Source organism: Streptomyces sp. enrichment culture (assembly GCF_964273145.1).
Lineage (GTDB): Bacteria > Actinomycetota > Actinomycetes > Streptomycetales > Streptomycetaceae > Streptomyces.
In genome coordinates this window covers 3958762-3982175 of record NZ_OZ186873.1, presented here as the reverse complement: position 1 = coordinate 3982175, position 23414 = coordinate 3958762, and the positions used below count along the sequence as shown (strand labels likewise).

General features: G+C 74.3%; 23 protein-coding genes. 7 read left to right on the top strand and 16 right to left on the bottom strand.

The window, feature by feature from the left end:
* Positions 1-32 precede the first annotated feature (32 nt).
* Positions 33-818: a TetR family transcriptional regulator gene (locus tag ACSU6Z_RS18085; protein WP_437046916.1), complete on the top strand. Its 786-nt coding sequence runs from the start codon at positions 33-35 to the stop codon at positions 816-818.
* Here ACSU6Z_RS18085 and ACSU6Z_RS18080 read toward each other — a convergent pair.
* Entirely contained in the window at positions 804-2084 is a 1281-nt protein-coding gene (locus tag ACSU6Z_RS18080; RefSeq protein ID WP_437046914.1) for a metallophosphoesterase, read from the bottom strand. The genes ACSU6Z_RS18085 and ACSU6Z_RS18080 overlap by 15 nt on opposite strands.
* Before the next feature lie 55 nt (positions 2085-2139).
* A complete protein-coding gene (locus tag ACSU6Z_RS18075) occupies positions 2140-2379 on the bottom strand; it encodes an SCO4848 family membrane protein (RefSeq protein ID WP_437046912.1) in 240 nt (79 codons plus the stop codon).
* Between the two features lie 172 nt (positions 2380-2551).
* On the opposite strand from ACSU6Z_RS18075, the gene ACSU6Z_RS18070 reads away from it, so the two are divergent.
* A complete protein-coding gene (locus ACSU6Z_RS18070) occupies positions 2552-3826 on the top strand; it encodes a D-alanyl-D-alanine carboxypeptidase family protein (protein WP_437046910.1) in 1275 nt (424 codons plus the stop codon).
* On the opposite strand, the gene ACSU6Z_RS18065 is transcribed toward ACSU6Z_RS18070, so the two are convergent.
* From ACSU6Z_RS18065 to ACSU6Z_RS18050, 4 genes are read right to left on the bottom strand one after another with little or no spacing between them, the layout of a single operon-like run.
* On the bottom strand, positions 3780-4718 hold the full coding sequence (locus tag ACSU6Z_RS18065; protein WP_437046908.1) for a YihY/virulence factor BrkB family protein: 939 nt from the start codon (positions 4716-4718) through the stop codon (positions 3780-3782). The two genes, ACSU6Z_RS18070 and ACSU6Z_RS18065, sit on opposite strands and share 47 nt — an antisense overlap.
* The gene (locus ACSU6Z_RS18060; protein WP_437046906.1) at positions 4706-5200 is read right to left on the bottom strand and encodes a GtrA family protein; all 495 of its coding nucleotides are present in this window, start codon (positions 5198-5200) and stop codon (positions 4706-4708) included. Before ACSU6Z_RS18060 ends, ACSU6Z_RS18065 begins: the two co-directional genes overlap by 13 nt.
* Entirely contained in the window at positions 5194-6141 is a 948-nt protein-coding gene (locus tag ACSU6Z_RS18055) for a decaprenyl-phosphate phosphoribosyltransferase (RefSeq protein WP_437046905.1), read from the bottom strand. Before ACSU6Z_RS18055 ends, ACSU6Z_RS18060 begins: the two co-directional genes overlap by 7 nt.
* Positions 6134-6625: a phosphatase PAP2 family protein gene (locus tag ACSU6Z_RS18050; protein WP_437050372.1), complete on the bottom strand. Its 492-nt coding sequence runs from the start codon at positions 6623-6625 to the stop codon at positions 6134-6136. The genes ACSU6Z_RS18055 and ACSU6Z_RS18050 overlap by 8 nt, the downstream gene beginning before the upstream one ends.
* A 213-nt stretch (positions 6626-6838) precedes the next feature.
* Here ACSU6Z_RS18050 and ACSU6Z_RS18045 point away from each other — a divergent pair, with 213 nt between their 5' ends.
* Together ACSU6Z_RS18045 and ACSU6Z_RS18040 are read left to right on the top strand one after the other, a co-directional pair.
* Positions 6839-8197, top strand: a complete 1359-nt coding sequence (locus ACSU6Z_RS18045; protein WP_437046904.1) for an FAD-binding protein — start codon at positions 6839-6841, stop codon at positions 8195-8197.
* An 8-nt stretch (positions 8198-8205) separates the two neighbouring features.
* Positions 8206-8961 carry a decaprenylphospho-beta-D-erythro-pentofuranosid-2-ulose 2-reductase gene (locus ACSU6Z_RS18040; RefSeq protein ID WP_437046903.1) on the top strand — a complete coding sequence of 252 codons (756 nt, stop codon included), beginning with the start codon at positions 8206-8208 and terminating at the stop codon, positions 8959-8961.
* 210 nt (positions 8962-9171) lie between these two features.
* On the opposite strand, the gene ACSU6Z_RS18035 is transcribed toward ACSU6Z_RS18040, so the two are convergent.
* From ACSU6Z_RS18035 to ACSU6Z_RS18010, 6 genes are all read right to left on the bottom strand, one after another.
* Positions 9172-9750: a 2'-5' RNA ligase family protein gene (locus ACSU6Z_RS18035; protein WP_437046902.1), complete on the bottom strand. Its 579-nt coding sequence runs from the start codon at positions 9748-9750 to the stop codon at positions 9172-9174.
* Positions 9751-9917: 167 nt separating this feature from the next.
* A complete protein-coding gene (gene trpS / locus ACSU6Z_RS18030) occupies positions 9918-10931 on the bottom strand; it encodes a tryptophan--tRNA ligase (protein WP_437046900.1) in 1014 nt (337 codons plus the stop codon).
* Positions 10932-11371: 440 nt separating this feature from the next.
* Positions 11372-12823, bottom strand: coding sequence for a glycine hydroxymethyltransferase (locus ACSU6Z_RS18025; RefSeq protein ID WP_437050370.1), 1452 nt, complete (start codon positions 12821-12823; stop codon positions 11372-11374).
* Between the two features lie 194 nt (positions 12824-13017).
* Complete coding sequence (locus tag ACSU6Z_RS18020; RefSeq protein WP_437046898.1) at positions 13018-14202, bottom strand: glutathionylspermidine synthase family protein; 1185 nt, start codon at positions 14200-14202, stop codon at positions 13018-13020.
* A 26-nt stretch (positions 14203-14228) separates the two neighbouring features.
* Positions 14229-14585, bottom strand: coding sequence for a hypothetical protein (locus ACSU6Z_RS18015; protein ID WP_437046897.1), 357 nt, complete (start codon positions 14583-14585; stop codon positions 14229-14231).
* Between the two features lie 85 nt (positions 14586-14670).
* Complete coding sequence (locus ACSU6Z_RS18010) at positions 14671-16056, bottom strand: PLP-dependent aminotransferase family protein (RefSeq protein WP_437046895.1); 1386 nt, start codon at positions 16054-16056, stop codon at positions 14671-14673.
* Positions 16057-16102: 46 nt separating this feature from the next.
* Here ACSU6Z_RS18010 and ACSU6Z_RS18005 point away from each other — a divergent pair, with 46 nt between their 5' ends.
* Genes ACSU6Z_RS18005 through ACSU6Z_RS17995 form a run of 3 tightly spaced genes read left to right on the top strand, consistent with a single transcriptional unit; the run spans position 16103 to position 17753 of the window.
* The gene (locus ACSU6Z_RS18005) at positions 16103-16600 is read left to right on the top strand and encodes a carboxymuconolactone decarboxylase family protein (protein ID WP_437046893.1); all 498 of its coding nucleotides are present in this window, start codon (positions 16103-16105) and stop codon (positions 16598-16600) included.
* Positions 16597-17043: a carboxymuconolactone decarboxylase family protein gene (locus ACSU6Z_RS18000; RefSeq protein ID WP_437046891.1), complete on the top strand. Its 447-nt coding sequence runs from the start codon at positions 16597-16599 to the stop codon at positions 17041-17043. Before ACSU6Z_RS18005 ends, ACSU6Z_RS18000 begins: the two co-directional genes overlap by 4 nt.
* On the top strand, positions 17040-17753 hold the full coding sequence (locus tag ACSU6Z_RS17995) for an isocitrate lyase/PEP mutase family protein (protein WP_437046890.1): 714 nt from the start codon (positions 17040-17042) through the stop codon (positions 17751-17753). The genes ACSU6Z_RS18000 and ACSU6Z_RS17995 overlap by 4 nt, the downstream gene beginning before the upstream one ends.
* Positions 17754-17759: 6 nt before the next feature.
* Here ACSU6Z_RS17995 and ACSU6Z_RS17990 read toward each other — a convergent pair whose 3' ends face one another.
* From ACSU6Z_RS17990 to ACSU6Z_RS17975, 4 genes are read right to left on the bottom strand one after another with little or no spacing between them, the layout of a single operon-like run.
* On the bottom strand, positions 17760-18707 hold the full coding sequence (locus tag ACSU6Z_RS17990) for an ABC transporter substrate-binding protein (RefSeq protein WP_437046888.1): 948 nt from the start codon (positions 18705-18707) through the stop codon (positions 17760-17762).
* Between the two features lies 1 nt (position 18708).
* On the bottom strand, positions 18709-20652 hold the full coding sequence (locus ACSU6Z_RS17985) for an ABC transporter permease (RefSeq protein ID WP_437046886.1): 1944 nt from the start codon (positions 20650-20652) through the stop codon (positions 18709-18711).
* Positions 20652-21857, bottom strand: coding sequence for a quaternary amine ABC transporter ATP-binding protein (locus tag ACSU6Z_RS17980; protein ID WP_437046883.1), 1206 nt, complete (start codon positions 21855-21857; stop codon positions 20652-20654). Before ACSU6Z_RS17980 ends, ACSU6Z_RS17985 begins: the two co-directional genes overlap by 1 nt.
* The gene (locus ACSU6Z_RS17975; RefSeq protein ID WP_437046881.1) at positions 21854-23386 is read right to left on the bottom strand and encodes a GMC family oxidoreductase; all 1533 of its coding nucleotides are present in this window, start codon (positions 23384-23386) and stop codon (positions 21854-21856) included. The genes ACSU6Z_RS17980 and ACSU6Z_RS17975 overlap by 4 nt, the downstream gene beginning before the upstream one ends.
* Positions 23387-23414: the final 28 nt, after the last annotated feature.

The window sequence follows — 23414 nt, the reverse complement described above, 5'->3', positions numbered from 1 at the left end:
GGCGTCCGCGCCACTGGCTAGGCTCTCCTCCCGTGCCCCCGAAGAACGACCGCCCCGCCGCCGGCGCCACCCCCAGCAAGTCCGAGCAGACCCGCGCGCTCATCCTGGAGACGGCCATGCGGCTGTTCCAGGAGCGCGGCTACGACCGGACGACCATGCGGGCCATCGCCCAGGAGGCCGGGGTCTCCGTCGGCAACGCCTACTACTACTTCGCGGGCAAGGAGCACCTGATCCAGGGCTTCTACGACCGGATCGCCGCCGAGCACCAGGTGGCGGTCCGGAAGGTCCTGGACCGGGAGACCGACCTGGAGGCCCGGCTCGCCGGCGTGCTGAAGGCGTGGCTGGACATCGCCGCGCCCTACCACGAGTTCGCGGTGCAGTTCTTCAAGAACGCCGCCGACCCGGACAGCCCGCTCAGCCCGTTCTCCCCGGAGTCGGAGCACGCGCGCGAGGAGGCGATCGGCGTCCACCGGGAGGTGCTGGCGGGCGCGAGGACCAAGGTTCCCGAGGAGCTGCGGGACGTCCTGCCCGAGTTGATGTGGCTGGCCCAGATGGGACTCGTCCTGTACTGGATCTTCGACCGGACCCGGGGCCGCGCGCGCAGTCACCGGCTCGCCGAGCGCGGCGCCCGCCTGGCCGCGCGGGGTGTGGGACTGGCCCGCTTCCGGGTACTGCGCCCGCTCGTGCGGGAGGTGCACGAGCTGTTCACGGACTTCCTGCCGGGGCTGACGAAGGCGCTGCCGGACCCGGCGGTGAAGCGCCCGGCCCCCGAGGAGGAACCGGAACGCCCCGCCGCCGGCCCCTCAGGCCTGGCGTGACGCCAGTTCGATCACCGTGATGTCGGACGGGGCCCCCACGCGCGTGGGCGGGCCCCAGGCGCCCGCGCCGCGGCTGACGTACAGCTGGGTGTCGCCGTAGCGCTCCAGGCCCGCCAGGGTCGGGTTGGCGGCGCCCGCGATCAGGTTGCCGGGCCAGAGCTGGCCGCCGTGGGTGTGGCCGGAGAGCTGGAGGTCGACACCGTGTTCGACGGCCTCGTGGATCTGCACCGGCTGGTGGGCGAGGAGCACGCACGCGCGGGAGCGGTCCCGGTCGCCGAGGGCGCGGACGTAGTCGGGGCCCTGGCCCTCCTCCTCGCCCGACACGTCGTTGACGCCCGCGAGGTCGAAGTGGGGCAGCTCCGTGCGGGCGTTCTCCAGGGGGCGCAGGCCCAGGCGGCGCACCTCCTCCACCCACTGCTCGGCGCCGGAGAAGTACTCGTGGTTGCCGGTGACGAAGTACGCCCCGTGGCGGGCGCTGAGCTGTGCGAGGGGCGCCGCGGCCGGGCCGAGGTCCTTCACGCTGCCGTCGACGAGGTCGCCGACGACCGCGATCAGGTCGGCCTGGGTGGAGTTGACCGTGTCGACGACCTTCTGCGCGAAGCCCCGGCCGAGGACCGGGCCCAGGTGGATGTCGCTGACCACGGCGATCCGGAACCCGTGCGCGGCGCGGGGCAGCTTGGCCAGCGGCACGGTGACCCGTTTCACCCGCGGGCCGCGCAGGACGCCGTACGTGCCGTGGCCGACCGTTCCGACGGCCGCCGCGGCGGCGGCACCGCCGACGACGCGGGAGACGAAGAGGCGGCGGGTGGGGGCGGCGAGGGGGCGTGCGGGGGTGTCGTCGGGCGCGGGGGGCGGCTCCGGGGAGGCGGGTGGTGCGGTGGCGGCCGGTACGCGCTCCTCGGGCGCCGGTGCGGTGGGCCGCACGCCGGCCGCGCGGGAGGCGGCCCGCCGCTCCAGGAACCATCGCAGCAGCGGCCGTACGGCCTCCCCCGCCAGCAGCGCCAGCAGCAGGTAGATCGACAGGGCCAGCCACAGGAAGCCCGGCCAGGCCAGCACCCGCTGGAGGGTGAACGGGGCGCCGGTGCGTTCGGCGACCAGCGCGCCCACGGCCAGCGCCCAGCCGCCCGCGACCAGCACCGCGCCCGCGCGGCGCGCGGCCCCCGGGCCCCGGGTGGTGTCGCGGAACAGGCGCCGCCACACGTACCAGTTCGCCGCCACCAGGACGGCGAGCACCAGCAGTGCGACGAGCGCGAAGACGACCACCATGCCGTCCGTATCCCCTCTGTTGTGACGCCGGTGACGCGGCGTCCGTGACGTTCGGCTATGACGTTCGGCGCAGTGCGCGCAGTCCGCGCAACCCGATGGCCCCGATGGCCGTCCCCCATACGAAGGAGACGACGGCGAGCAGCAGGTGGACCCAGAAGTAGGCCGTCGGGTCCCCGTCCTCGAACGCGAGCCCGCTGCTGTCCTTGATCAGGTTTTTGACGAAAGTGATCCAGATGACCCAGCTCCACACCCCGAAGGCGAGCAGGAACCAGGAGACGGGGCGGCTGAGCTTCACGACAACGGACCTTTCCTCGCAACGCCGTGCACCCGCGGTCGGCCGGGGGTCCGGAGGTTGTCCCCCGGATGAACACAGCATGCCTCCAGTATCGCGGCCGTCTGTTCGGTTCCGGGCCCGGGGTGGGGAGGGGGGCGGGACTTCGGCGCGCGCGGCAGGTACGTTCTCGGTCGTGCCCGCACCCCAGAGGACCGTCAGGCGTTGCCTGGCGCTCGCCGCCGCCGTCCTGTCCACCGCCGCGCCGCTCGCGCTGGCCGCTCCCGCCGCCCACGCGGCCCCGGGCCCGAAGGCGAGCCCGTCGGCCACTCCCCCGGCGCAGACGTCCACCGTGGGCGGAGCCCGGCTGGGCCGGCCCGGGACGCAGGTCGACCTGGCGGGCGGGGTGCCGGTGCTGCCCAAGGACGTCACCGCCCGGTCGTGGATCGTGGCCGACGCCGAGTCCGGCGAGGTGCTCGCCGCGCACAACGCGCACTGGCGGCTGGCCCCGGCCAGCACGCTGAAGATGCTGTTCGCGGACACGCTGCTGCCGAAGTTCCCCAAGACCATGACGCACAAGGTCACCCCGGAGGACCTCGCGGGCGTCGGCGCCGGCTCCAGCCTGGTCGGGATCAAGGAGAACGAGACGTACACCGTCCACGACCTGTGGCTCGGTGTGTTCCTGCGCTCCGGGAACGACGCGGTGCACGTGCTGTCCTCGATGAACGGGGGCGTCGAGGAGACCGTCCGGGACATGAACGCGCACGCCGAGGAGCTCCAGGCCCTCGACACGCGGGTGGTCAGCCCCGACGGCTACGACGCGCCGGGGCAGGTCTCCTCCGCCTACGACCTGACGCTGATCGCCCGTTCCGGACTCCAGAAGAAGGACTTCCGCGAGTACTGCTCGACGGTCCGCGCCAAGTTCCCGGGCGAGACGAAGAAGGACAAGGAGGGCAGGGCGGTCCGCGAGTCCTTCGAGATCCAGAACACCAACCGGCTGCTGACCGGTGACTACGACACGGACGTCTACCAGGGCATCGCCGGGGTGAAGAACGGCAACACCACCAACGCGGGCGCCACCTTCACCGGCGTCGCCGAGCGCGACGGCAAGGTGCTCCTCGTCACCGTGATGCACCCGGAGAAGCAGGAGCACAACGGGGTCTACAAGGAGACCGCCCGCCTGTTCGACTGGGGGTTCAAGGCGGCCGGGAAGGTCGAGCCGGTGGGCGAGCTGGTGCCCCCGAGGAGCGTGGCGACCGACGGGAAGCCGGGCGACGGGGACTTCGGCGAGGCCGGCGGCACGGGTGTGGCGGACCCCCGGGCGGCGGCGAGCGCCTCGGCCGCCTCCGGCACCGGTGGCATGGGGATCGCGCTGGCGGTCGCCGGCGGGGTGCTGGCGCTGCTCGCGGGCGCCGCGTTCCTCGTCAACCGCCGCTGGCCGCTGCCGGACCTGGTGCGCCGGCGCCGGTGACGCCGGGGGCCTCCCCCGTCCCTCCCTCCTCCGCCCCCGTCTCCTCCTTGCTCCCCGTCGCCGTCCAGGCGGCGCAGAACAGCACCAGCTTCGAGGTGAAGTTGATCCACAGCAGCAGGGCGACGGGGACGCCGAAGGCCCCGTACATGTTCTTCGCGGCGACGCCCTGCATGTAGCCGCTCAGCAGCAGTTTCAGCAGTTCGAAGCCGACCGCCCCGGTCAGCGCCGCCACCAGCAGGCGGCGGCGCGGGGGTTCGGCGCCGGGCAGCAGGGTCAGCACGTACAGCAGGACCAGGAAGTCGGCGAGGACGGCGACGGCGAACGCGGCGATGTAGAGCAGGACGCCGCCGAAACCGCCGTCGGCCATGCCCAGTCGGCGGACGACCCAGCCGACCGTCGCGGAGGCGACGGTGGAGATGGCGATGGTGACCAGCAGGGCCCCGCCGAGCCCGATCAGGATGCCGGCGTCCCTGGCCCGGTGCAGGACCGGGTTCTCCTCCTCGTCGGGCAGCTCCCACACCGCGCGCAGGCAGCCCCGCGTGGAGTCGACCCAGCCGATGCCGGTGAACAGCAGCAGGGCGCCCGCGATCACCCCGATGGTGCCGGCGTTCCGCACCAGGCCCTCGATGTCCAGCTGGTCGGCGATGCCGGGCACCTGCTCGGCGAGCCTTTCCTGGAGCCGGTCCTGCTGCTCGCCGCCGAGCGTGGCGGCGGCGATGGCCGCGGCCAGGGACAGCAGGGGGAACAGCGCGACGAAACTGGTGAACGTCATCGCGGCGGCCAGCCGCGTCCACTTCACCCGGTCCAGCCGCTCGTACGACCGCCACGCGTGCGTGGCCATCAGCCGCGCCGCCCACGCTCCCACGACGGGGAGCCTCTTCAGCCAGTCCACGTTCCGACCCCGTCCCCTGTCCGCCGTGTCCGTCCCGTCCGCCCGGTGCGTTCCGCCCGTGCCCGGGTGTGTCCCCCGGGCCGCCCGGTGCGGAAGACCAGTGTTCTGGTGCCCCAAAAACGCAGGAGGGTGGCCAGCGCCATGCCGACGACCGATCCGGAGACGGTGTCGGCGCGCTGGGAGGTGCAGCCGAGGCCGTAGTGGCTCACGGCGAGGCACAGGAGCTGGACGGCGGCCCCGGCGAGGTTCACCGCGGCGAACACGGCGCAGGGGCGCAGGCCCCGGACGCGGGTGTGCCGGTAGGTGCCGAGCGCGTTGCCCGCGTAGGCGACCGAGCAGCCCGCGACGAAGGCCAGCGCCTTGGCGGTGAGCGGGTCGAGGCCGGCGGGGCCGCGCAGGTACGTGAAGAGGGCGAGGTCGGCGGCGTAGGCCACGAGCCCGGCCGCGGCGAACCCGGCCACCTCGCGCCGGCGACCTACCAATTGACCACCGCCAGGCCGTACATCGCCGCCCACACCAGACCGATGACGGCGAGCGCGCGGTCGCGCAGGACGACGTCCTCGGGTTCGCCGGCGGTGCCGCGGTCGGCGAAGACGGCGTAGCGCAGGACGGCGAGGATGAAGGCGACCACGGACAGCTGCCGCCAGGGCAGCACGCTGGTGTGCGGGACCCCGCCCTCCTCCAGGGCCCACAGGCAGTAGGCGAGGACGGCGACGCCGGCGGCGAGCTGCCAGACGAAGCGGAGGTAACCGGTGGTGTACTCGGTGAGCAACGCGCGCGTGGCCCCCGCCTTCCCGGCCATCTGCACGGCCTCGGAGTAGCGCTTGGCCGACACCATGAACAGCGCGCCGAACCCGGTGGTGATCAGGAACCAGCGCGACAGGGGGATGCCGAGGGCCAGTCCGCCGACCACCGCCCGCATCAGGAAGCCGGTGGTGACGACGGCGAGATCGACGACCAGGACGTGCTTGAGGCTGAGGCAGTACGCCAGTTGAAGGGCCGTGTACGCCGCCAGGAGGGCCGCGACGGACGGGGAGCAGAGCCGGGCCGCGGCGGCGGGCGCCAGGACCATGAGGGCGCCGCCGACGGCGTAGGCGACGGGGACGGGGACCTGCCCGGCGGCGACCGGGCGGCGGCGTTTGACGGGGTGGGCGCGGTCGGCGTCGGCGTCGCGGGCGTCGTTGACGAGGTAGACGGCGGCGGCGCAGGCGGTGAACAGGGCGAAGACGAGGGCCAGCCGGCTCAGGGCGTGGAGGGTGAAGAGCTCGCCGGCGGCGGCCGGGGCGGCGACGACGAGGACGTTCTTCACCCACTGCTTGGGGCGGGCGGTCCTCAGCAGGCCGGTCAGCAGGTTGCCGGGGCGGGGCGGGGCGGGTGGCCGCTCCTGGGGGGTGCGCTGGCGCAGGATCGTCGTGTCAGCCACGGCCGCCTCCCCGCATCCAGCAGGCGCCGAGCCGGGCCGTGAGCGCGCCGAGGACCGCGCCCGCCGCGACGTCCGAGGGGTAGTGGACGCCGGCGACCAGGCGGGAGACGCACATCGCGGCGGCGAGCGGCGGCACGGCGTGCGCGCCGAGCGCCCCGAAGGCGACGGCCGCCGCCGCGGCCGAGGTGGCGTGCGAACTGGGGAAGGAGTGCCGGCCGGCGGTGCCCACCAGCGGCTCGACGTGCGCGGGGCGCGGGCGGCGCACGATCCGTTTGACGACCACGCTGGCGAGGTGCGCGCCCGCGACGAGCGCGGTGCCGCGCAGCCAGGCGCCGCGCCGCGCGCCGTCCGCGGCGGCCCCCGCGAGGCCCGCGGCGAGCCACAGCGCGCCGTGCTCCCCCGTCCAGGACAGGGCGCGTGCGGCACCGGCCACCCGCGGGTCGCCGCCGCACGCCCTGAGCGCGGTCACGATCCGGTGGTCCATGGTCTGACGGTCGACGGCCCGGCGGCCGGTCCGGTCGATCTGGTCGATCTGGTCGTCCTGGTCGTCCATGTGGACTCACTGTTCACCCCGGCACCGCGGGAACTCCGGCAAAACTCCGGCACTATTGAGCGACATCCCATTAATCACCCATTTCGGGTAGAGATGTAATGTTTCGCAACCAATCGGTCATTCAAGGGCGATACGGTCACCGCCATGTCTGCCGACACCACCGTTTCCGTCACCGGATGGGGCCGCACCGCCCCCACCACCGCCCGGCTGATCCGCCCCCGGACGTACGAGGAGGCCGCGGTGGCGGTCCGGGAGTGCGGGGCCCGCGGCGGCATCCCGCGGGGCCTGGGACGGGCGTACGGGGACGCGGCGCAGAACGCGGGCGGCGCCGTGTTCGACATGACGGGCCTGGACCGCATCCACGCGATCGACGCCGGCGGCGGCACCGTGCTGTGCGACGCGGGCGTCTCGCTGCACCGCCTGATGGAGGTGCTGCTGCCGCTGGGCTGGTTCGTGCCGGTGACGCCCGGCACCCGCTACGTCACCGTCGGCGGCGCGATCGGCGCGGACATCCACGGCAAGAACCACCACGTCTCGGGCTCCTTCTCCCGCCACGTCCTGGCCATGGAGCTGCTCACCGCCGACGGCGAGGTCCGCTCCGTGCGCCCCGGCACCCCCCTGTTCGACGCCACCGCGGGCGGCATGGGCCTGACCGGCGTGATCCTCACCGCGACGGTGCGGCTCCAGCCGGTGGAGACTGCGCTGATGACGGTCGACACCGAACGCGCCACCGACCTCGACGACCTGATGGACCGCCTCACCGCCACCGACCACCGCTACCGCTACTCGGTCGCCTGGATCGACCTGCTCGCCCGGGGCTCGGCGACCGGCCGCGCCGTCCTCACCCGCGGCGACCACGCCCCCCTGGACGCCCTGCCGCGGGGCTCGCGCGCGCGCAGGCACCCGCTGGCCTTCCGCGCCCCCCGCCTCCCGGCCGCCCCCGCCCGCGTGCCGGAGGGCCTGCTGAGCCGCACCACCGTGGGTCTGTTCAACGAGTTCTGGTACCGCAGGGCGCCCCGCGCGCGCACCGGCCAGCTCCAGCGGATCCCCGCCTTCTTCCACCCCCTGGACGGCGTCCCCCACTGGAACCGGGTCTACGGCCGCGGCGGTTTCGTCCAGTACCAGTTCGTCGTGGGCCACGGACGGGAGGACGCCCTGCGCCGGATCGTGCGGCGCATCTCCGAGCGCCGCTGCCCGTCCTTCCTGGCCGTCCTCAAGCGGTTCGGGGACGCCGACCCCGGATGGCTCTCCTTCCCCGTGCCCGGCTGGACGCTCGCCCTGGACATCCCGGCCGGGCTGCCCGGCCTCGGCGCCTTCCTCGACGAGCTGGACGAGGAGGTCGCCGCCGCCGGCGGACGGGTGTACCTCGCCAAGGACTCCCGGCTGCGGCCCGACCTGCTCGCCGCGATGTACCCGCGCCTGGACGACTTCCGCGCGCTGCGCGCGCGGATCGACCCGCGCGGGGTGTTCACCTCGGACCTGTCCCGCCGACTCACCCTTTAGGAGCTGCCGTGAAGGACGCCTTCGGCATCCCCCAGTCCCTGCTCGTCCTCGGCGGTACGTCCGAGATCGCGCTGGCCACCGCCCGCCGCCTCGTCGCCCGCCGCACCCGCGCGGTGTGGCTGGCCGGACGCCCCTCGCCCGCCCTGGAGCAGGCCGCGGACCACCTGCGCGGCCTGGGCGCCGAGGTCCGCACCGTCGCCTTCGACGCGCTCGATCCGGAGTCCCACGAGGCGGTGCTCGGCAAGGTCTTCGCCGAGGGCGACATCGACCTGGTGCTGCTCGCCTTCGGGATCCTCGGCGACCAGGCGCACGACGAGCGGGAGCCGGCCGGCGCCGTGCGGGTCGCGCAGACCAACTACACCGGCGCGGTCTCGGCGGGCCTGGTGTGCGCCGCCGCGCTCCAGGCCCAGGGGCACGGCTCCCTGGTCGTGCTCTCCTCCGTCGCCGGCGAGCGGGCCCGCCGCGCCAACTTCATCTACGGCTCCAGCAAGGCCGGCCTGGACGCCTTCGCGCAGGGGCTGGGCGACGCGCTCCACGGCACGGGCGTGCACGTCATGGTCGTGCGCCCGGGGTTCGTGCGGTCGCGGATGACCGCCGGGCTGGCGGAGGCGCCGCTCGCCACCACTCCGGAGGCGGTCGCCGCCGCCATCGAACTGGGCCTGCGGCGCCGCTCGGAGACGGTGTGGGTGCCCGGCTCGCTGCGCCTGGTGATGTCGGCCGTACGGCATCTGCCGCGGGCGGTGTTCCGGCGCCTGCCGGTGTAGGTCCCGGGGGCTGCCGGGTGGGTCGGACCGCCGGGGAGCGGCGCCGCCGGCCGGCGGCGGTGAGCGGGGCGCGGTGCGTGCGGCGGCGAGGCGGCGGGGGAGGAAGCCGACGCGGACGGCACGTCCGGCGCGGAGCGCCGGCGGGCGGCGGCGACGCGGCGGACGTGCCTGCCGGGCCCCGCCTCCGCGGCCTGCTCCGGACGGCCGCCCTCAGCACGCCGGCAGGGTGCCGCGCCGGTCCCGGCCCGCCTGTGGCGGGACCACGGGTCTGCCGAAGTGGAACTCGCGCAGCGTGCGCCACACCCCGTCGGCGCCCTGCTCGTACAGGGCGAAGCCGGTGCAGGGCCACTCGGCCTCGTAGTCGGCGAGCTCCTCGAAGGCGCGGTCCATCGCCTCGTCGTCGATGCCGTGCGCCACCGTGACGTGCGGGTGGTACGGGAACTGCAGTTCGCGGGCGACCGGGCCGGAGGCGTCGCGGACCTGCTTCTGCAGCCAGGTGCACGCCTCGGCGCCCTCCGCGATCCGCACGAAGACCACCGGCGAGAGCGGACGGAAGGTACCGGTGCCGGACAGCCGCATCGGGAAGGGCCTGCCGGCCGCCGCCACCTCCGCGAGGTGCGCCTCGATCGCGGGCAGCGCCGCCTCGTCGACCTCCGTCGGCGGCAGCAGGGTGACGTGCGTGGGGATGCCGTGAGCCGCGGCGTCGCCGAAGCCCGCGCGCAGCCGCTGGAGCTGGCTGCCGTGCGGCTCCGGGACCGCGATCGACACGCCGATCGTTACGGTCCCCACGTCGTCTCCTGTCGTTCTGTCGGCGCTGCGCGCCGTGCCGGCGGGCAGGAGGGGCCACGGGTGCGGCCCCTCGGTTATCGACTGTACGGCCACGACCGCGCCCCGGGCAGGCGCAGCCGTGGTGATGTGCGGCAACAGGTGGTGTCCCGTGCCGGGGTCGTGCGCGGTCAGTGCTTGGCGGACAGGAAGCCCACCCGGTCGTACGCCTGGGAGAGGGTCTCCGCGGCGACGGCGCGCGCCTTCTCCGCGCCCTTGGCCAGGATCGAGTCCAGCGTCTCCGGGTCGTCCAGGTACTGCTGGGTGCGCTCCCGGAAGGGCGTGACGAACTCGACCACGACCTCGGCGAGGTCCGTCTTGAGGGCGCCGTAGCCCTTGCCGGCGTACTTCTCCTCCAGTTCCCCGATGCCCGTCCCGGTGAGGGTCGAGTAGATGGTGAGGAGGTTGCTGACGCCCGGCTTGCTCTCCACGTCGTAGCGGATCACGGTGTCGGTGTCGGTGACCGCGCTCCTGACCTTCTTGGCGGTGGCCTTCGGCTCGTCGAGGAGGTTGACCAGGCCCTTGGGCGTGGAGGCCGACTTGCTCATCTTGACCGTCGGGTCCTGGAGGTCGTAGATCTTCGCCGTCTCCTTGAGGATGTACGGCCTCGGGACCGTGAACGTCTCGCCGAAGCGGCCGTTGAAGCGCTCGGCGAGGTCGCGGGTCAGCTCGATGTGCTGGCGCTGGTCCTCGCCGACCGGGACCTCGTGCGCCTGGTAGAGGAGGATGTCCGCGACCTGGAGGACCGGGTACGTGAACAGGCCGACGGAGGCGCGGTCGGCGCCCTGCTTGGCGGCCTTGTCCTTGAACTGGGTCATGCGGGAGGCCTCGCCGAAGCCGGTGAGGCAGTTCATGACCCAGGCGAGCTGGGCGTGCTCGGGGACGTGGCTCTGGACGAACAGCGTGCAGCGCTCGGGGTCGAGCCCGGCGGCGAGCAGCTGGGCGGCGGCGAGCCGGGTGTTGGCGCGCAGCTCCTTCGGGTCCTGCGGAACCGTGATCGCGTGCAGGTCGACGACCATGTAGAACGCGTCGTGGGTCTCCTGCAGGGCCACCCACTGGCGGACGGCGCCGAGGTAGTTGCCGAGGTGGAACGAACCGGCGGTGGGCTGGATTCCGGAGAGCACGCGGGATCGATCAGAGGCCATGCCCATCATTCTCTCAGGTCCCGGAGGTCTGTCCGGAACTGGTCCGAAACAGGTGGGGAACGATCCGTGCCCGGCGGTGCGGCAAAGGAGCGGACGCGGGGGGGCCGCGGGGGGGGGGGGGACGCGGGAGGGGCCGCGCGGGGAACGGCCGGTCCGGTGGAGGTCCGGACACGCGGCCGGAGGAGCGGGGCCCGGTGGTACGCGGCGGGGCCGGGAGCGCCGACGGCGACGTTGCTCCCGGTCCTGGTTTCGGTCCTGTGGGGAGCGTTCCCCCTGCGGCGGCGCCGGCGGGCGTCCGGTGGCGGCGGACCCGGCCGCCGGCGTGCCGCGCGGCGGCCCGGCGCGGGGCCGGACCGCCGCGGGAGTGGCCCTGGCGGGAACCGGCCGATCCGTGAACCGGCCGGGCCGGTCACGGGAGGGGAGCGGCGTCCCGCCGGGGGTCAGCCGAGGTCGATCTCCGGGTAGAGCGGGAACGCCGCCACCAGGTCCGTGGCCCGCTGGGCGATCTCCTCCGCCACCTTCGGGTCCAGGACGTGGGCCGCCTTCGAGGGGGCGCCCGACTTGGTGGTGCCCGGCTCGGTGGTGGTCAGGACGCGGTCGATGAGGGCGGCGATCTCGTCCATCTCGGCGGTGCCCAGGCCCCGGGTGGTCAGGGCGGGGGTGCCGACGCGGATGCCGGAGGTGTACCAGGCGCCGTTGGGGTCGGCGGGGATGGCGTTGCGGTTGGTGACGATGCCGGAGTCGAGGAGGGCGGCCTCCGCCTGGCGGCCGGTGAGGCCGTAGGAGGTGGCGACGTCGATCAGGTTGAGGTGGTTGTCGGTGCCGCCGGTGACCAGGGTGGCGCCGCGGCGCATCAGGCCCTCGGCCAGGGCGCGGGAGTTGTCGACGATGCGCTGGGCGTAGTCGCGGAAGGCGGGCTGCCGGGCCTCGGCGAGCGCGACGGCCTTGGCGGCCATGACGTGCGGCAGCGGGCCGCCGAGGACCATCGGGCAGCCGCGGTCGACCTGGTCCTTCAGGGAGTCGTCGCACAGCACCATGCCGCCGCGCGGGCCGCGCAGCGACTTGTGGGTGGTGGTGGTGACGATCTGGGCGTGCGGGACCGGGTCGAAGTCGCCGGTGAGGACCTTGCCGGCGACCAGGCCGGCGAAGTGGGCCATGTCGACCATGAGCGTGGCGCCGACCTCGTCGGCGATCTCGCGCATGATCCGGAAGTTGACCAGGCGGGGGTAGGCGGAGTAGCCGGCGACGATGATCAGCGGCTTGAACTCGCGGGCCTGGGCGCGCAGGGCGTCGTAGTCGATCAGGCCGGTGGCCGGGTCGGTGCCGTAGGAGCGCTGGTCGAACATCTTGCCGGAGATGTTCGGGCGGAAGCCGTGGGTGAGGTGGCCGCCGGCGTCCAGGGACATGCCGAGCATGCGCTGGTTGCCGAAGGCCTGGCGCAGCTCGGCCCAGTCGGCCTCGGTCAGGTCGTTGATCTGGCGGACGCCGGTCCTCTCCAGGAACGGGGCCTCGACGCGGTCGGCGAGGACGGCCCAGAAGGCGACGAGGTTGGCGTCGATGCCGGAGTGCGGCTGGACGTAGGCGTGGCGGGCGCCGAAGAGCTCCTTGGCGTGCTCGGCGGCGAGCGACTCGACGGTGTCGACGTTGCGGCAGCCGGCGTAGAAGCGGCGGCCGACGGTGCCCTCGGCGTACTTGTCGCTGAACCAGTTGCCCATCGCCAGGAGGGTGGCCGGGGAGGCGTAGTTCTCGGAGGCGATCAGCTTGAGCATCTCGCGCTGGTCGGCGACCTCCTGGCCGATGGCGTCGGCGACGCGCGGCTCGACGGCGCGGATCACGTCGAGTGCGGCGCGGTAGGCGGTGGAAGCGGTGGAGAGCGGCTGCTCGGCGGACATCGGGACCTCCGGGACGTGGCGTTCGGCGTTCACGGTACGGCCCAGGCGCACGGCACTCGTGCCGGGCCCGCCCGGGCCCGGGGGCCGCTCCCCGATGGTCGGTCCCATCCCAGCGCGCCAGTCACGGCCCGCGACCAGCCTACCGGGCGGCCGGGAGGGCCGAGGCCGGGCGTCCACCATGCGGGCGGCCGGGCTCAGAGGATCACGTGCGGCAGGAAGCGGGCGTACTCGTCGGTGACCAGGCCCGACGACTCGCGGATGCCGAGGCCGGCCGCCTCGTGCTCGACGACCCAGGCGCCGAGGACGACGTGGTTGCCGTCGAAGGAGGGCAGGGGGGCCAGTTGCTGGTAGCAGCAGGGCTCGTCCCGTACGGCGGGGTCCGCGCCGGGTTCGTGGACGGTGACGCCGGCGCCCTCGCGGCCGAGGAGGGGCTTGGCGACGTACCCGGTGGTGCGGGCCAGCTCGCGGGGGCCGTCCAGGTAGGCGGGGAGGAGGTTGGGGTGGCCGGGGTACAGCTCCCAGAGGATCGCCAGCAGGGCCTTGTTGCTGAGGAGCATCTTCCAGGCCGGTTCGATCCACAGGGTGGTGCCGGTGCCGCCGCCGTTGTCGAGGGTGTCCAGGACGTGGCCGGCGAAGCGGTCGGTGGTGAGCCACTCCCAGGGGTAGAGCTTGAAGACGGCGCGGATGAAGCGGAGCCTGTTGTCGACGAAGCGGCCGGAGAGGCGGTCCCAGCCGATCTCCTCCATGGAGATCCAGTCGGTGTCCAGGCCCGCCTGCTCGGCGGTCTCCTTCAGGTAGGCGACCGTCATGAGGTCCTCGCCGAGTTCGTCGGCGGAGGAGTGGGCGAAGTGCAGGGGGCTGCCGGGCGGGAGGAGGCCGGCCTGCTTGCGCCAGGCGTCGACGAGGCGCTCGTGGAGGGAGTTCCACTGGTCGGCGCCGGGGAAGCGCTCCTCCATCCAGAACCACTGGGGGGAGGCGGCCTCGACGAGGGAGGTGGGCGTGTCGGCGTTGTACTCCAGCAGCTTGGCCGGGCCGGTGCCGTCGTAGCGCAGGTCGAAGCGGCCGTAGAGGGAGGGGAGTTCGGCGCGGCGGTGCCACGCCTCGGCGACCGCCTCCGCCACGCGCGGGTCGGTGATGCCGAGGTCGGCGAAGCGGTCCTCGGCGACGATGTGGGCGGCTGCCGCCAGGCACATGCGGTGCAGTTCCTCGACGGTCTCCTCCAGCGCCTCGACCTCCGGGAGGGAGAAGACGTAGTAGGCGCTCTCGTCCCAGTAGGGGCGCAGGGAGCCGTCGGGGTGGCGGGTGAGGGGGTAGATCAGCCCCTGCTCCTCGACGGTCTGCTGCCAGCCGGGGCGGGGGGTGGTCGTGCGGCGTTCCACGGGCGGTCCTCGTCCGGGCGGCGCGGTCAGCCGCCGCCGCTGCCGGAGCCGGAGCAGCCGAAGCCGCCTCGGTCGACGGCCTCGTCGCGGTCGAAGGTGCCGCCCTCCGCGTAGCCGCGGCTGACGTCGGCGTCGTAGTACCAGGCGGCGTCCGCCCTGGCGCCGGTGGCGGACTTCCTGCGGTCCTTGCCGCGGGAGCTCGAGGAACCGCCGGACTTGCAGTTCTTGTCCGCGATGACCTTGTAGCCGTCGAGGGTGTAGCTGTCGCGGTCCACGCAGCGGCGGTCGGGGTCCGATCCGCACGCCGACAGGGCCGCCGCGAGCACTCCCATGCCGCCGAGCACCACGGTGCTCGACCTCAGACGTCGCCGTACCGGTGCCATGTCCCGTCTCCCCCTCGCCGTTGTGTCCCGGACGCGCGGACAGCCGTATACCCGTTCGGTGTACGCGCATGACCGGGAGCGGACTTTACGGCAATGCCCGGCACAGTGCGTCCAGGGCCCCCGCCCAGGCGTGGTCGGGCGGGGTGCCGTAACCGACGACGACGGCGTCGAGCGGTTCGGTTTCCGCCCGCGGGTGGCGGAAGAGGGACAGGCCGTGCAGGGCCAGTCCGTGCCAGGCCGCCGCCCGGACCACCGGCCGCTCGGTGCCGGACGGCAGCCGCAGCACGGCGTGCAGGCCGGCCGCGATGCCGGTGACGCGGACCTCGGGGGCGCGGGCGGCGACGGCGGCCACCAGGGCGTCCCTGCGGCGGCGGTAGCGCAGGCGGGCGGCGCGCACGTGGCGGTCGTAGGCGCCCGAGGCGAGGAATTCGGCGAGGGTCAGCTGGTCCAGTACCCCGCAGGTGTCGACGGCGCCCTTGGCGGCCGTCACCTCCTCGGCGAGCCACGGCGGCACCACCGCCCAGGCCAGCCGAAGACCGGGGGCGAGGGACTTGCTGGCGGTGCCGAGGTGGACCACGCGGTCGGGGTCCAGGCCCTGGAGGGCGCCGACGGGCCGGCGGTCGTAGCGGAACTCGCCGTCGTAGTCGTCCTCCAGGACCAGGCCGCCGGTGCGCCGCGCCCAGTCCACGACGGCCGCCCGGCGGTCGGGGCGCAGGGGCGCGCCCATCGGGAACTGGTGGGCCGGGGTGAGCAGGACGGCCCCGGCGCCGTCGGGCGGCGCGGGGTCGGTGCCGCGGTCGTCGAAGGGCAGCGGCACGGTGCGCAGACCGGCGGCGGTGAGCAGGTCGCGGTGGACGTGCAGGCCGTAGGACTCCACGGCGACGGTGTGCACGCCGCGCGCCCGCAGCACCGCGGCGAGCAGGGTCAGGGCGTGCGCGAAGCCGGCGCAGACCAGGACGCGTGCGGGGTCGGCGCGCACGCCGCGGGCCCGGGCGAGGTACTCGGCGAGCGCGGTGCGCAGTTCGGGGCGGCCGCGGGGGTCGCCGTAGCCGAGGGCGTCGTTCGGGGCGGCGGCGAGGGCGCGGCGGGCCGCCTTGAGCCACTCGGCGCGGGGGAAGGAGGCCAGGTCGGGGGTGCCGGGGCGGAGGTCGTAGGCGGGCCGGGCAAAGGGGCGGGGGCGCGGCGCCCGGGCCGGCGGGGCGGTGACCGGCCGGTCCGCGACGCGGGTGCCCGAGCCCTGGCGGGCGGTGAGCCAGCCCTCGGCGACGAGGTCGGCGTAGGCGCCGGCGACGGTGTTGCGGGCGATGCCGAGGTCGGCGGCGAGGGCGCGGGAGGGGGGCAGGCGGGTGCCGGGTGCGAGGCGGCCGGTGCGGACGGCCTCGCGCAGGGCGTCGGTGAGGCCGCGCCGCAGGCCCCGTCCGGCCGGTTCCACGTGCAGGTCGATACCCGGATTGGCCCACGATTTCGCCATGGAAATGGACCATACCCCTGGGCTTCTCCGCTCCTAGGGTCGAGGCATGAGCGACAACGACACCACCCCGTACGCCGCCGAGCCCGCGCCCCGCATGGACTGGGCCGCGCTGGCCCCCGACGTCTTCAAGGCGATGCTCCGGCTCGACGGCGCCGCCGGGCGCGGGCTGGACCCGAAGCTGCGCGAGCTGGTGAAGATCCGCGCTTCGCAGATCAACCGCTGCGCCTTCTGCCTGGACATGCACACCAAGGACGCGCTCGCCGCGGGCGAGAGCGTCGAGCGGATCGTCCAGCTCAGCGCCTGGGAGGAGTCCCCGCACTTCTACACCGGGAAGGAGCTGGCGGCGCTGGAGCTGACCGAGGCGGTGACCGTCCTGACGGACGGTTTCGTGCCGGACGAGGTCTACGAGAAGGCCGCGCAGCATTTCGAGGAGGAGGAGCTGGCGCAGCTCATCGCCGCCATCACGGTGATCAACGCGTGGAACCGGTTCGGCGTGTCCACCCGCCGTGTGCCGGGCCACTACCGGCCGGGGCGGCACGCGTGAGCGCGCGCACGACGGTCCTCGACGACGGTGTCCGGTCCGCGCTCCGGGCAGTGAGCGCTGCCGCCGGGCGGGGCCTGGGCGACCCGGCGCTCGCCGAGCTGGTGCAGATCCGGGCCTCGCAGCTCAACCACTGCGCCTTCTGCCTGGACATGCATCTGGCGCTCGCCCGCGAGCACGGCGTGAGCGAGCGGCAGCTCGACCTGCTGGGCGCGTGGGAGGAGGCCGGGGAGGTCTTCGACGAGCGGGAGCGGGCGGCGCTGGAGCTGACCGAGGCCGTGACCGTCCTGACGGACGGCTTCGTGCCGCGGGAGGTGTACGAACGGGCCGCCCGGCACTTCGACGGGGCCCGGCTCGCCCACCTGATCGCCCTGATCACCGCCATCAACAGCTGGAACCGGCTGATGGTCAGCCGGCGGATCCCCCCGGGGAGCACCCAGTGGTGACCGGGGCGGAGGCCTTCCGCGCCCTGCACCACGGCCGGGTGCCCGGCGACCCCCTCGTGCTGCCCGGCCCGTGGGACGCGGCCAGCGCCCGGGTGTTCGAGGAGGCCGGGTTCCCGGCGCTCGCGACACCCAGCGCGGGCGTGGCCGCCTCCCTCGGCCACGCGGACGGGCGCACCCCGGCGGACGAGATGTTCGCGGCGGTCGCCCGGATCGCGCGGGCCGTCGAGGTGCCGGTGTCGGCCGACGTCGAGGACGGGTACGGGCTGGCGCCGGAGGAACTGGTGGAACGGCTCCTGGAGGCGGGGGTCGTGGGCTGCAACCTGGAGGACTCCTCTGACGGGGTGCTCAAGGACCCCCGGGAGCACGCCGAGTGGCTGGCCGGGGTGCGGGCCGCGGCGGGCGGCCGGCTCTTCGTCAACGCCCGTGTCGACACGTTCGTCCGGGGGGTGTCCGACCCGGACCGGGCGATCGAGCGGGCCGCGCTGTACGTCGCCGCGGGTGCCGACTGCGTGTATCCGATCGGCGCCCCCGCGGAGGTCCTGCCGCTGCTGCGGTCGGGCGTCCGGGGGCCGCTGAACGCGCTCGCGACGCCCGGGAGCGGCCCCTCGCCCGCCGAGCTGGGCCGGCTCGGGGCCACCCGGATCACGTTCGGGCCGGGCTTCCAGCGCCGTACGGCCGAGGCGCTGCGGGAGATCGCCTCGCGCCTGTGACGGGGGTCAGGGCAGCCACTTCCTCCACACGGAGGGGTGGCTGTCCACCCACCTCTCTGCCGCCTCCTCGGGCGAGAGCCTCTGCTCGGCGATCATGAGGGAGACCTCGTTCTGGTCCTCGGTGGTCCACCGGAACCGCTTCAGGAACGCGGCCGCCTCGCCGCCGTTCCTCGCGAAGCCGGCGTTGAGGTACTTCCGCAGCGGCGTGGTCGGGTAGGCGCAGGCGACCTTCTCCGGGTCGGCGTCGCAGCCCTCCTCGTACGCGGGCAGCCTCACCTCCGTCATGGGGACCTTCTCGAACAGCCACTGCGGCTCGTACCAGTAGGTGAGGAAGGGCTTCTTCTCCTCGGCGAACTGCTTGATCTGGGTGATCTGCGCCGCCTCGGAGCCGGCGAACACCACCCGGTAGTCCAGCTTCAGGTTCTCCACCAGCGCCTTGTCGTTGGTGACGTAGGACGGCGAGCCGTCCATGAGCTGGCCCTTGCCGCCGCTCTCCGGTGTGCGGAACAGCGGGGCGTACTTGTTCAGGTTCCTCCAGTCGGTGATGTCCGGGTACCGCTTCGCGAGGTACGTCGGCACGAACCAACCGATGTGGCCGGTGACGCCGAGGTCGCCGCCGTCGACGATCGTCTTCTTGTCCTCGACGTACCGCCGCTCCTGCTCGGGGTGGCCCCAGTCCTCCAGCAGGGCGTCGACCCGGCCCTGGCTGAGGGCGTCCCAGGCGGGGACCTCGTCGACCTGGACGGTGTCGACCCGGTAGCCGAGTTCGTGCTCCAGGAGGTACCGGGCGACGGCGACGTTGGCCTGGGCGCCGACCCAGGACTGGACGGACAGGGTCACGGCCTTGGCGCCCCGGGCGTCGGCGAACGGGGACGCCTGCTTCGTCATGTCGGCGGCGCCGCAGCCCGTCAGCAGCAGGAGGGCGCCGAACACGGCGGTCGTACGCAGGCGCATGTCACGCTCCCTTCCCGGCGCGGCGGCCGGTCGGCTGGGTCACCCGGTCGAGCATCAGCCCCAGGCAGACGATCGCCGCCCCGGCCACCAGGCCGGTCGCCAGGTCCCCCTGGGCCAGGCCGAAGACCACGTCGTAGCCGAGGGCGCCGCCGCCGACCAGGCCGCCGACGATGACGACGGCGAGGACCAGGACGACGCCCTGGTTGACGGCGAGCAGCAGCGCCGGGCGGGCCAGCGGGAGCTGCACCTGCCGCAGTTGCTGCCCGCTGGTGGCGCCGAGGGAGCGGGCCGACTCCAGCGCGGCCGGGTCGACCTGGCGCAGCCCCTGGGCGGTGATGCGGACGACGGCCGGGAGGGCGTAGACGACGGCGGCGGCCACGGCGGGGGCGCGGCCGACGCCGAAGAGGGCCACGACCGGGATGAGGTACACGAACTGCGGCATCGTCTGGAAGACGTCCAGGACGGGCCTGAGCAGGCGTTCGAAGCGGTCGCTGCGGGCGGCGGCGACGCCGGTGGCGAAGCCGAGGACCAGGGTGACGGCGACGGCCGCGAGGACCTGGGAGAGCGTGTCCAGGGACGGCTCCCACACGCCGAGCACACCGGTCGCGGCCATCGCGAGGACGGCGGTGAGCGCGGTGCGCCAGGTGCCGATCAGCCAGGCCGGGGCGGCGACGATCAGCAGCACCGCCCACCAGGGCAGCGCCTGCAGTCCGTCCCGGACCGGGTCCAGGGCCCAGGTGGTGAAGTGGCCGGCCCAGTCGGCGGTGCCGCCGACGACGGGCACGCCCGAGTACAGGTGGCCGGTCATCCAGTCGACGGCCCGGTTGACCGGGCCGGCGATGTCCGCGGTCCACGCGTCGGGCCACTCCAGCGCCCCGGCGAGGCGTCCGGCGACCGCCGCGGCGGCCGCGGCGGCCAGGGCGTACAGCCAGGTCAGCGGGGACCCGCCGGGCTCGCCGGCCCGCTCCCCCGCCGCGCCGGTCACCCGGTCCAGGACGACGGCGAGCAGCACGATCGGGATGCCGGCCGCGAGGGCCGCGCCCACGTCGACGGAGGCCAGCGCCTGGTAGACGCGGTCGCCGAGGCCGCCGGCGCCGATCACGGAGGCGATGACGGCCATGGACAGCGCCATCATGATCGTCTGGTTGAGGCCGAGGAGGAGTTCCTTGCGGGCCAGCGGGACGCGGGCGGTCAGCAGGCGCTGGCGGGCGGTGGTGCCGAGGGACTCCACGGCCTCCAGTACTTCCTTGTCGGCGCCGCGCAGGCCGAGGGCGGTGAGCCGGGCCATGGGCGGGGCGGCGTAGACGACGGTGGCCAGGACGGCGGCGGGGACGCCGATGCCGAAGACCAGCACGACGGGCAGCAGGTAGGCGAAGGCGGGCAGCACCTGCATGGTGTCCAGGACCGGGCGCAGGGCGCGGTCCGTCCGGGCGGACAGGCCGCCGGCCAGGCCCAGCAGGGCGCCCACGACGACCGACGCGATAACGGCCACGGCCATCAGGGCGAGGGTCTGCATGGTCGGCACCCACATGCCGAGCAGCCCGCAGGCCAGGAACGCCGCCGCCGTGCCGAGCGCCGCCCGGACGCCGGCCGCGCGCCAGGCGACCAGGGCGCCGGTCGCCGTGACGCCGGCCCAGCCGACGGCGAGGAGGGCGAGGTAGACGGCGCGGACGCAGACGACGACCGCGTTGCTGACATGGCCGAAGAAGTACAGGAACAGCGGGTGGCCGTCGCGGTTGTCGATGATCCAGTCGCTGGCCCGGCCGAGGGGCCCGGAGACGTCGACGGTGAGCTCGGTGGGCCAGGCACCGCTCGCCCACCGGGCGTGGGCGAGCGGTACGAGGACCGCGGCGGCGACGGCGAGGACGAGGAGCTTGCGGACGGCCCGGCCGGCGAGGACGCCCGGCGGCGCGGTCTTCCGGGCCGGTGCGGTGAGCGTCGCCATCAGACCCGTTCCCCCCTGGGGGCGGGGGCGGGGGCGGCCGGCTCAGGGCGCCTCACCGGTGCCTTCGCCGCTCCCGAATCCGCTCGCGCGGGGGGACGCCCGTCGCCCGCCCGTGCCGCCCCGTCGGCCGTGTCCCCCGCGCCGGCCGCCTCCTCCGTGCCCGCCACGACCGACAGCAGCGCGTCCGCGTCCACCACGCCCAGGCAGCGGCCGCCGGACACCACGCGGGCCGGGGAGCCGGTGCGGGCGACGGCCTCGATGGCCTGCGTCACCGTGGCGTCGGGGCGCAGCGCCGGGCCGGCGCCGGCCTCGTCGGCACCGGAGGGGGGCCGCATGGCCGTGCGGACCGTGAGGACCTGCTCGCGCGGGACGTCCCGGACGAATTCCCGGACGTAGTCGTCGGCGGGGGAGCCCACGATCTCCTCGGGCGTGCCGAGCTGCACCACGCGGCCGTCCCGCATCAGGGCGATGCGGTCGCCGAGCTTCAGGGCCTCCTGGAGGTCGTGGGTGATGAAGACCATCGTGCGGCCCTCCTCGCGGTGCAGCCGGACGACCTCCTCCTGCATCTCACGCCGGATCAGCGGGTCGAGCGCGCTGAACGGCTCGTCGAACAGCAGCACCTCGGGGTCGACGGCGAGCGCGCGGGCGAGTCCGACCCGCTGGCGCTGGCCGCCGGAGAGCTGGCCGGGCCGGCGCTGTTCCATGCCCTCCAGGCCGACCTTGGCGATCATCGCGGCGGCCTTCTCGCGCCGCTCGGCGCGGCCCATGCCCTGGATCTCCAGGCCGTAGGCCACGTTGTCGAGGACCGTGCGGTGCGGGAGGAGGCCGAAGTGCTGGAAGACCATCGCGGCGCGGTGGCGGCGCAGCTCGCGCAGCCGGGCGCTGTCCATGGCGCGGACGTCCTCGCCGTCGATGGCGATGGTCCCGGCCGTCGGCTCGATCAGCCGGGTCAGGCAGCGCACCAGTGTGGACTTGCCGGAGCCGGACAGGCCCATGACGACGAAGACCTCGCCCTTGCGGACGTCGAAGGTGACGTCCCGGACGGCGGCCGTGCAGCCGGTTCGCGCGCGGAGTTCGGCCGGGGGCAGCGCGGCCAGCGCGGGATCGGCGGGGACGCGCTCGGGCTTGGGCCCGAAGACCTTCCACAGCCCGTCGACGGAGAAGACCGGGGGACGCCCGGCGGCCGTGTCGGCGACGGTGCTCACCGGGCACCACCGCCGATCAGGTCCACGGCCCGCTCCCCGACCATGAGGACGCCGATCATCGGGTTGACGGCCGGCATGGTCGGGAAGACGGAGGCGTCGGCGACGCGGATGCCCTCCAGGCCGCGGACGCGCAGCTCGGGGTCGACGACGGCGAGTTCGTCGGACTCGGCGCCCATCCGGCAGGTGCCCGCCGGGTGGTACACGGTGTGCGCGACCTTGCGGGCGTACTCGCTCAGCTCGGCCTCGCCCACGATCTCCGGGCCGGGGCACACCTCGCGCTTGAGCCAGCCCGCCAGCGGTTCGGTCCTCGCGATCTCGCGGGCGATGCGGATGCCGTCGACGAGGGTGCGGCCGTCGTAGTCGTCGGGGTCGGTGAAGTAGCGGAAGTCCAGGGCGGGCTTGACGTCCGGGTCGGCGCTGGTCAGGTAGAGGCGGCCGCGGCTCTTCGGCTTGGGGATGTTCGGGGTCATGGAGACGCCGTACGGCGGGCGTTCGTAGCCCAGGCGCTCGGGGTTGTCCGTGAAGGGGATCTGGTAGAAGTGGAACATCAGGTCGGGGCCCTGGTGTCCGGGGTCGCGGCGCACGAACAGGCCGGCGTCGGAGTCCATCGCGGAGTTCTCCGGGATGGGGCCGTGGGTCTCCCAGACGATCACCGACTCGGGGTGGTCGAGCAGGTTCTCGCCGACGCCGGGCAGGTCGTGGACGACGGGGATGCCGAGCTCGGCCAGGTCGGCCCGGGGGCCGATGCCGGAGTGCAGCAGCAGGCGGGGCGAGTCGACGGCGCCCGCGCACAGCACGACCTCCTCGCGGGCGCGGACGAGGATCTCCTCGCCGTCCTTGGTGCGGACGTGGACGCCCTCGGCGCGGGTGCCGTTCAGCTCCAGCCGGTACGCCCAGGTCTCCAGCATGATCGTCAGGTTGGGCCGCTCGTCCATCACCGGGTGCAGGTACGCCACCGACGCCGAGGAGCGCTTGTTGTCCTCGGGGTGGTAGGCGAGGTCGAAGAAGCCGACGCCCTCGGTGAACGGCTTCCTGTTGAAGCCCTCGATACGCGGCACGCCGAGCGCGGCCTGCGCGGCGTCGACGAAGTCGCGGGCGATGGCGTTGCGGTCCTTCTCGTCGACGGGGACGATGTTGTTCAGCAGCCGGGCGTAGTACGCCTCCATCTGCACCGCGCCCCAGCCCTTGGCGCCGGCCCGCTCCCACTCGTCCCAGTCGGACGGCAGCGGCTTGAACGCGATGAGGGTGTTGTGGGAGGAGCAGCCGCCGAGCACCCGGGCGCGGCTGTGCCGGATGTGCGAATTGCCGCGTGGCTGCTCGGTGGTGGGGTAGTCGTAGTCGAGTTCGCCGCCGAGCAGGCCCATCCAGCGGCGCAGGGTCAGGACGTCGTCCCGGCCGACGTCGCTCGGTCCGCCCTCGATGACGGCGACGGTGACGGCGGGGTTCTCGGTGAGGCGGGAGGCGATGACGGAGCCTGCCGTGCCGCCGCCGATGACGACGTAGTCGTACTCGTGGGGGTTCTCGGGCATGGGGGTGCTCACTCCTGGGCGTGGACGG

Bases quoted from the DNA above. Each gene is read 5' to 3' on its own strand.
- ACSU6Z_RS18080 (WP_437046914.1), bottom strand. From the start codon at position 2,084: ATGGTGGTCGTCTTCGCGCTCGTCGCACTGCTGGTGCTCGCCGTCCTG.
- ACSU6Z_RS18050 (WP_437050372.1), bottom strand. From the start codon at position 6,625: ATGGACCACCGGATCGTGACCGCGCTCAGGGCGTGCGGCGGCGACCCG.
- ACSU6Z_RS18045 (WP_437046904.1), top strand. From the start codon at position 6,839: ATGTCTGCCGACACCACCGTTTCCGTCACCGGATGGGGCCGCACCGCC.
- trpS (WP_437046900.1), bottom strand. From the start codon at position 10,931: ATGGCCTCTGATCGATCCCGCGTGCTCTCCGGAATCCAGCCCACCGCC.
- ACSU6Z_RS18025 (WP_437050370.1), bottom strand. From the start codon at position 12,823: ATGTCCGCCGAGCAGCCGCTCTCCACCGCTTCCACCGCCTACCGCGCC.
- ACSU6Z_RS18015 (WP_437046897.1), bottom strand. From the start codon at position 14,585: ATGGCACCGGTACGGCGACGTCTGAGGTCGAGCACCGTGGTGCTCGGC.
- ACSU6Z_RS18010 (WP_437046895.1), bottom strand. From the start codon at position 16,056: ATGGCGAAATCGTGGGCCAATCCGGGTATCGACCTGCACGTGGAACCG.
- ACSU6Z_RS18005 (WP_437046893.1), top strand. From the start codon at position 16,103: ATGAGCGACAACGACACCACCCCGTACGCCGCCGAGCCCGCGCCCCGC.
- ACSU6Z_RS17990 (WP_437046888.1), bottom strand. From the start codon at position 18,707: ATGCGCCTGCGTACGACCGCCGTGTTCGGCGCCCTCCTGCTGCTGACG.
- ACSU6Z_RS17985 (WP_437046886.1), bottom strand. From the start codon at position 20,652: ATGGCGACGCTCACCGCACCGGCCCGGAAGACCGCGCCGCCGGGCGTC.
- ACSU6Z_RS17975 (WP_437046881.1), bottom strand. From the start codon at position 23,386: ATGCCCGAGAACCCCCACGAGTACGACTACGTCGTCATCGGCGGCGGC.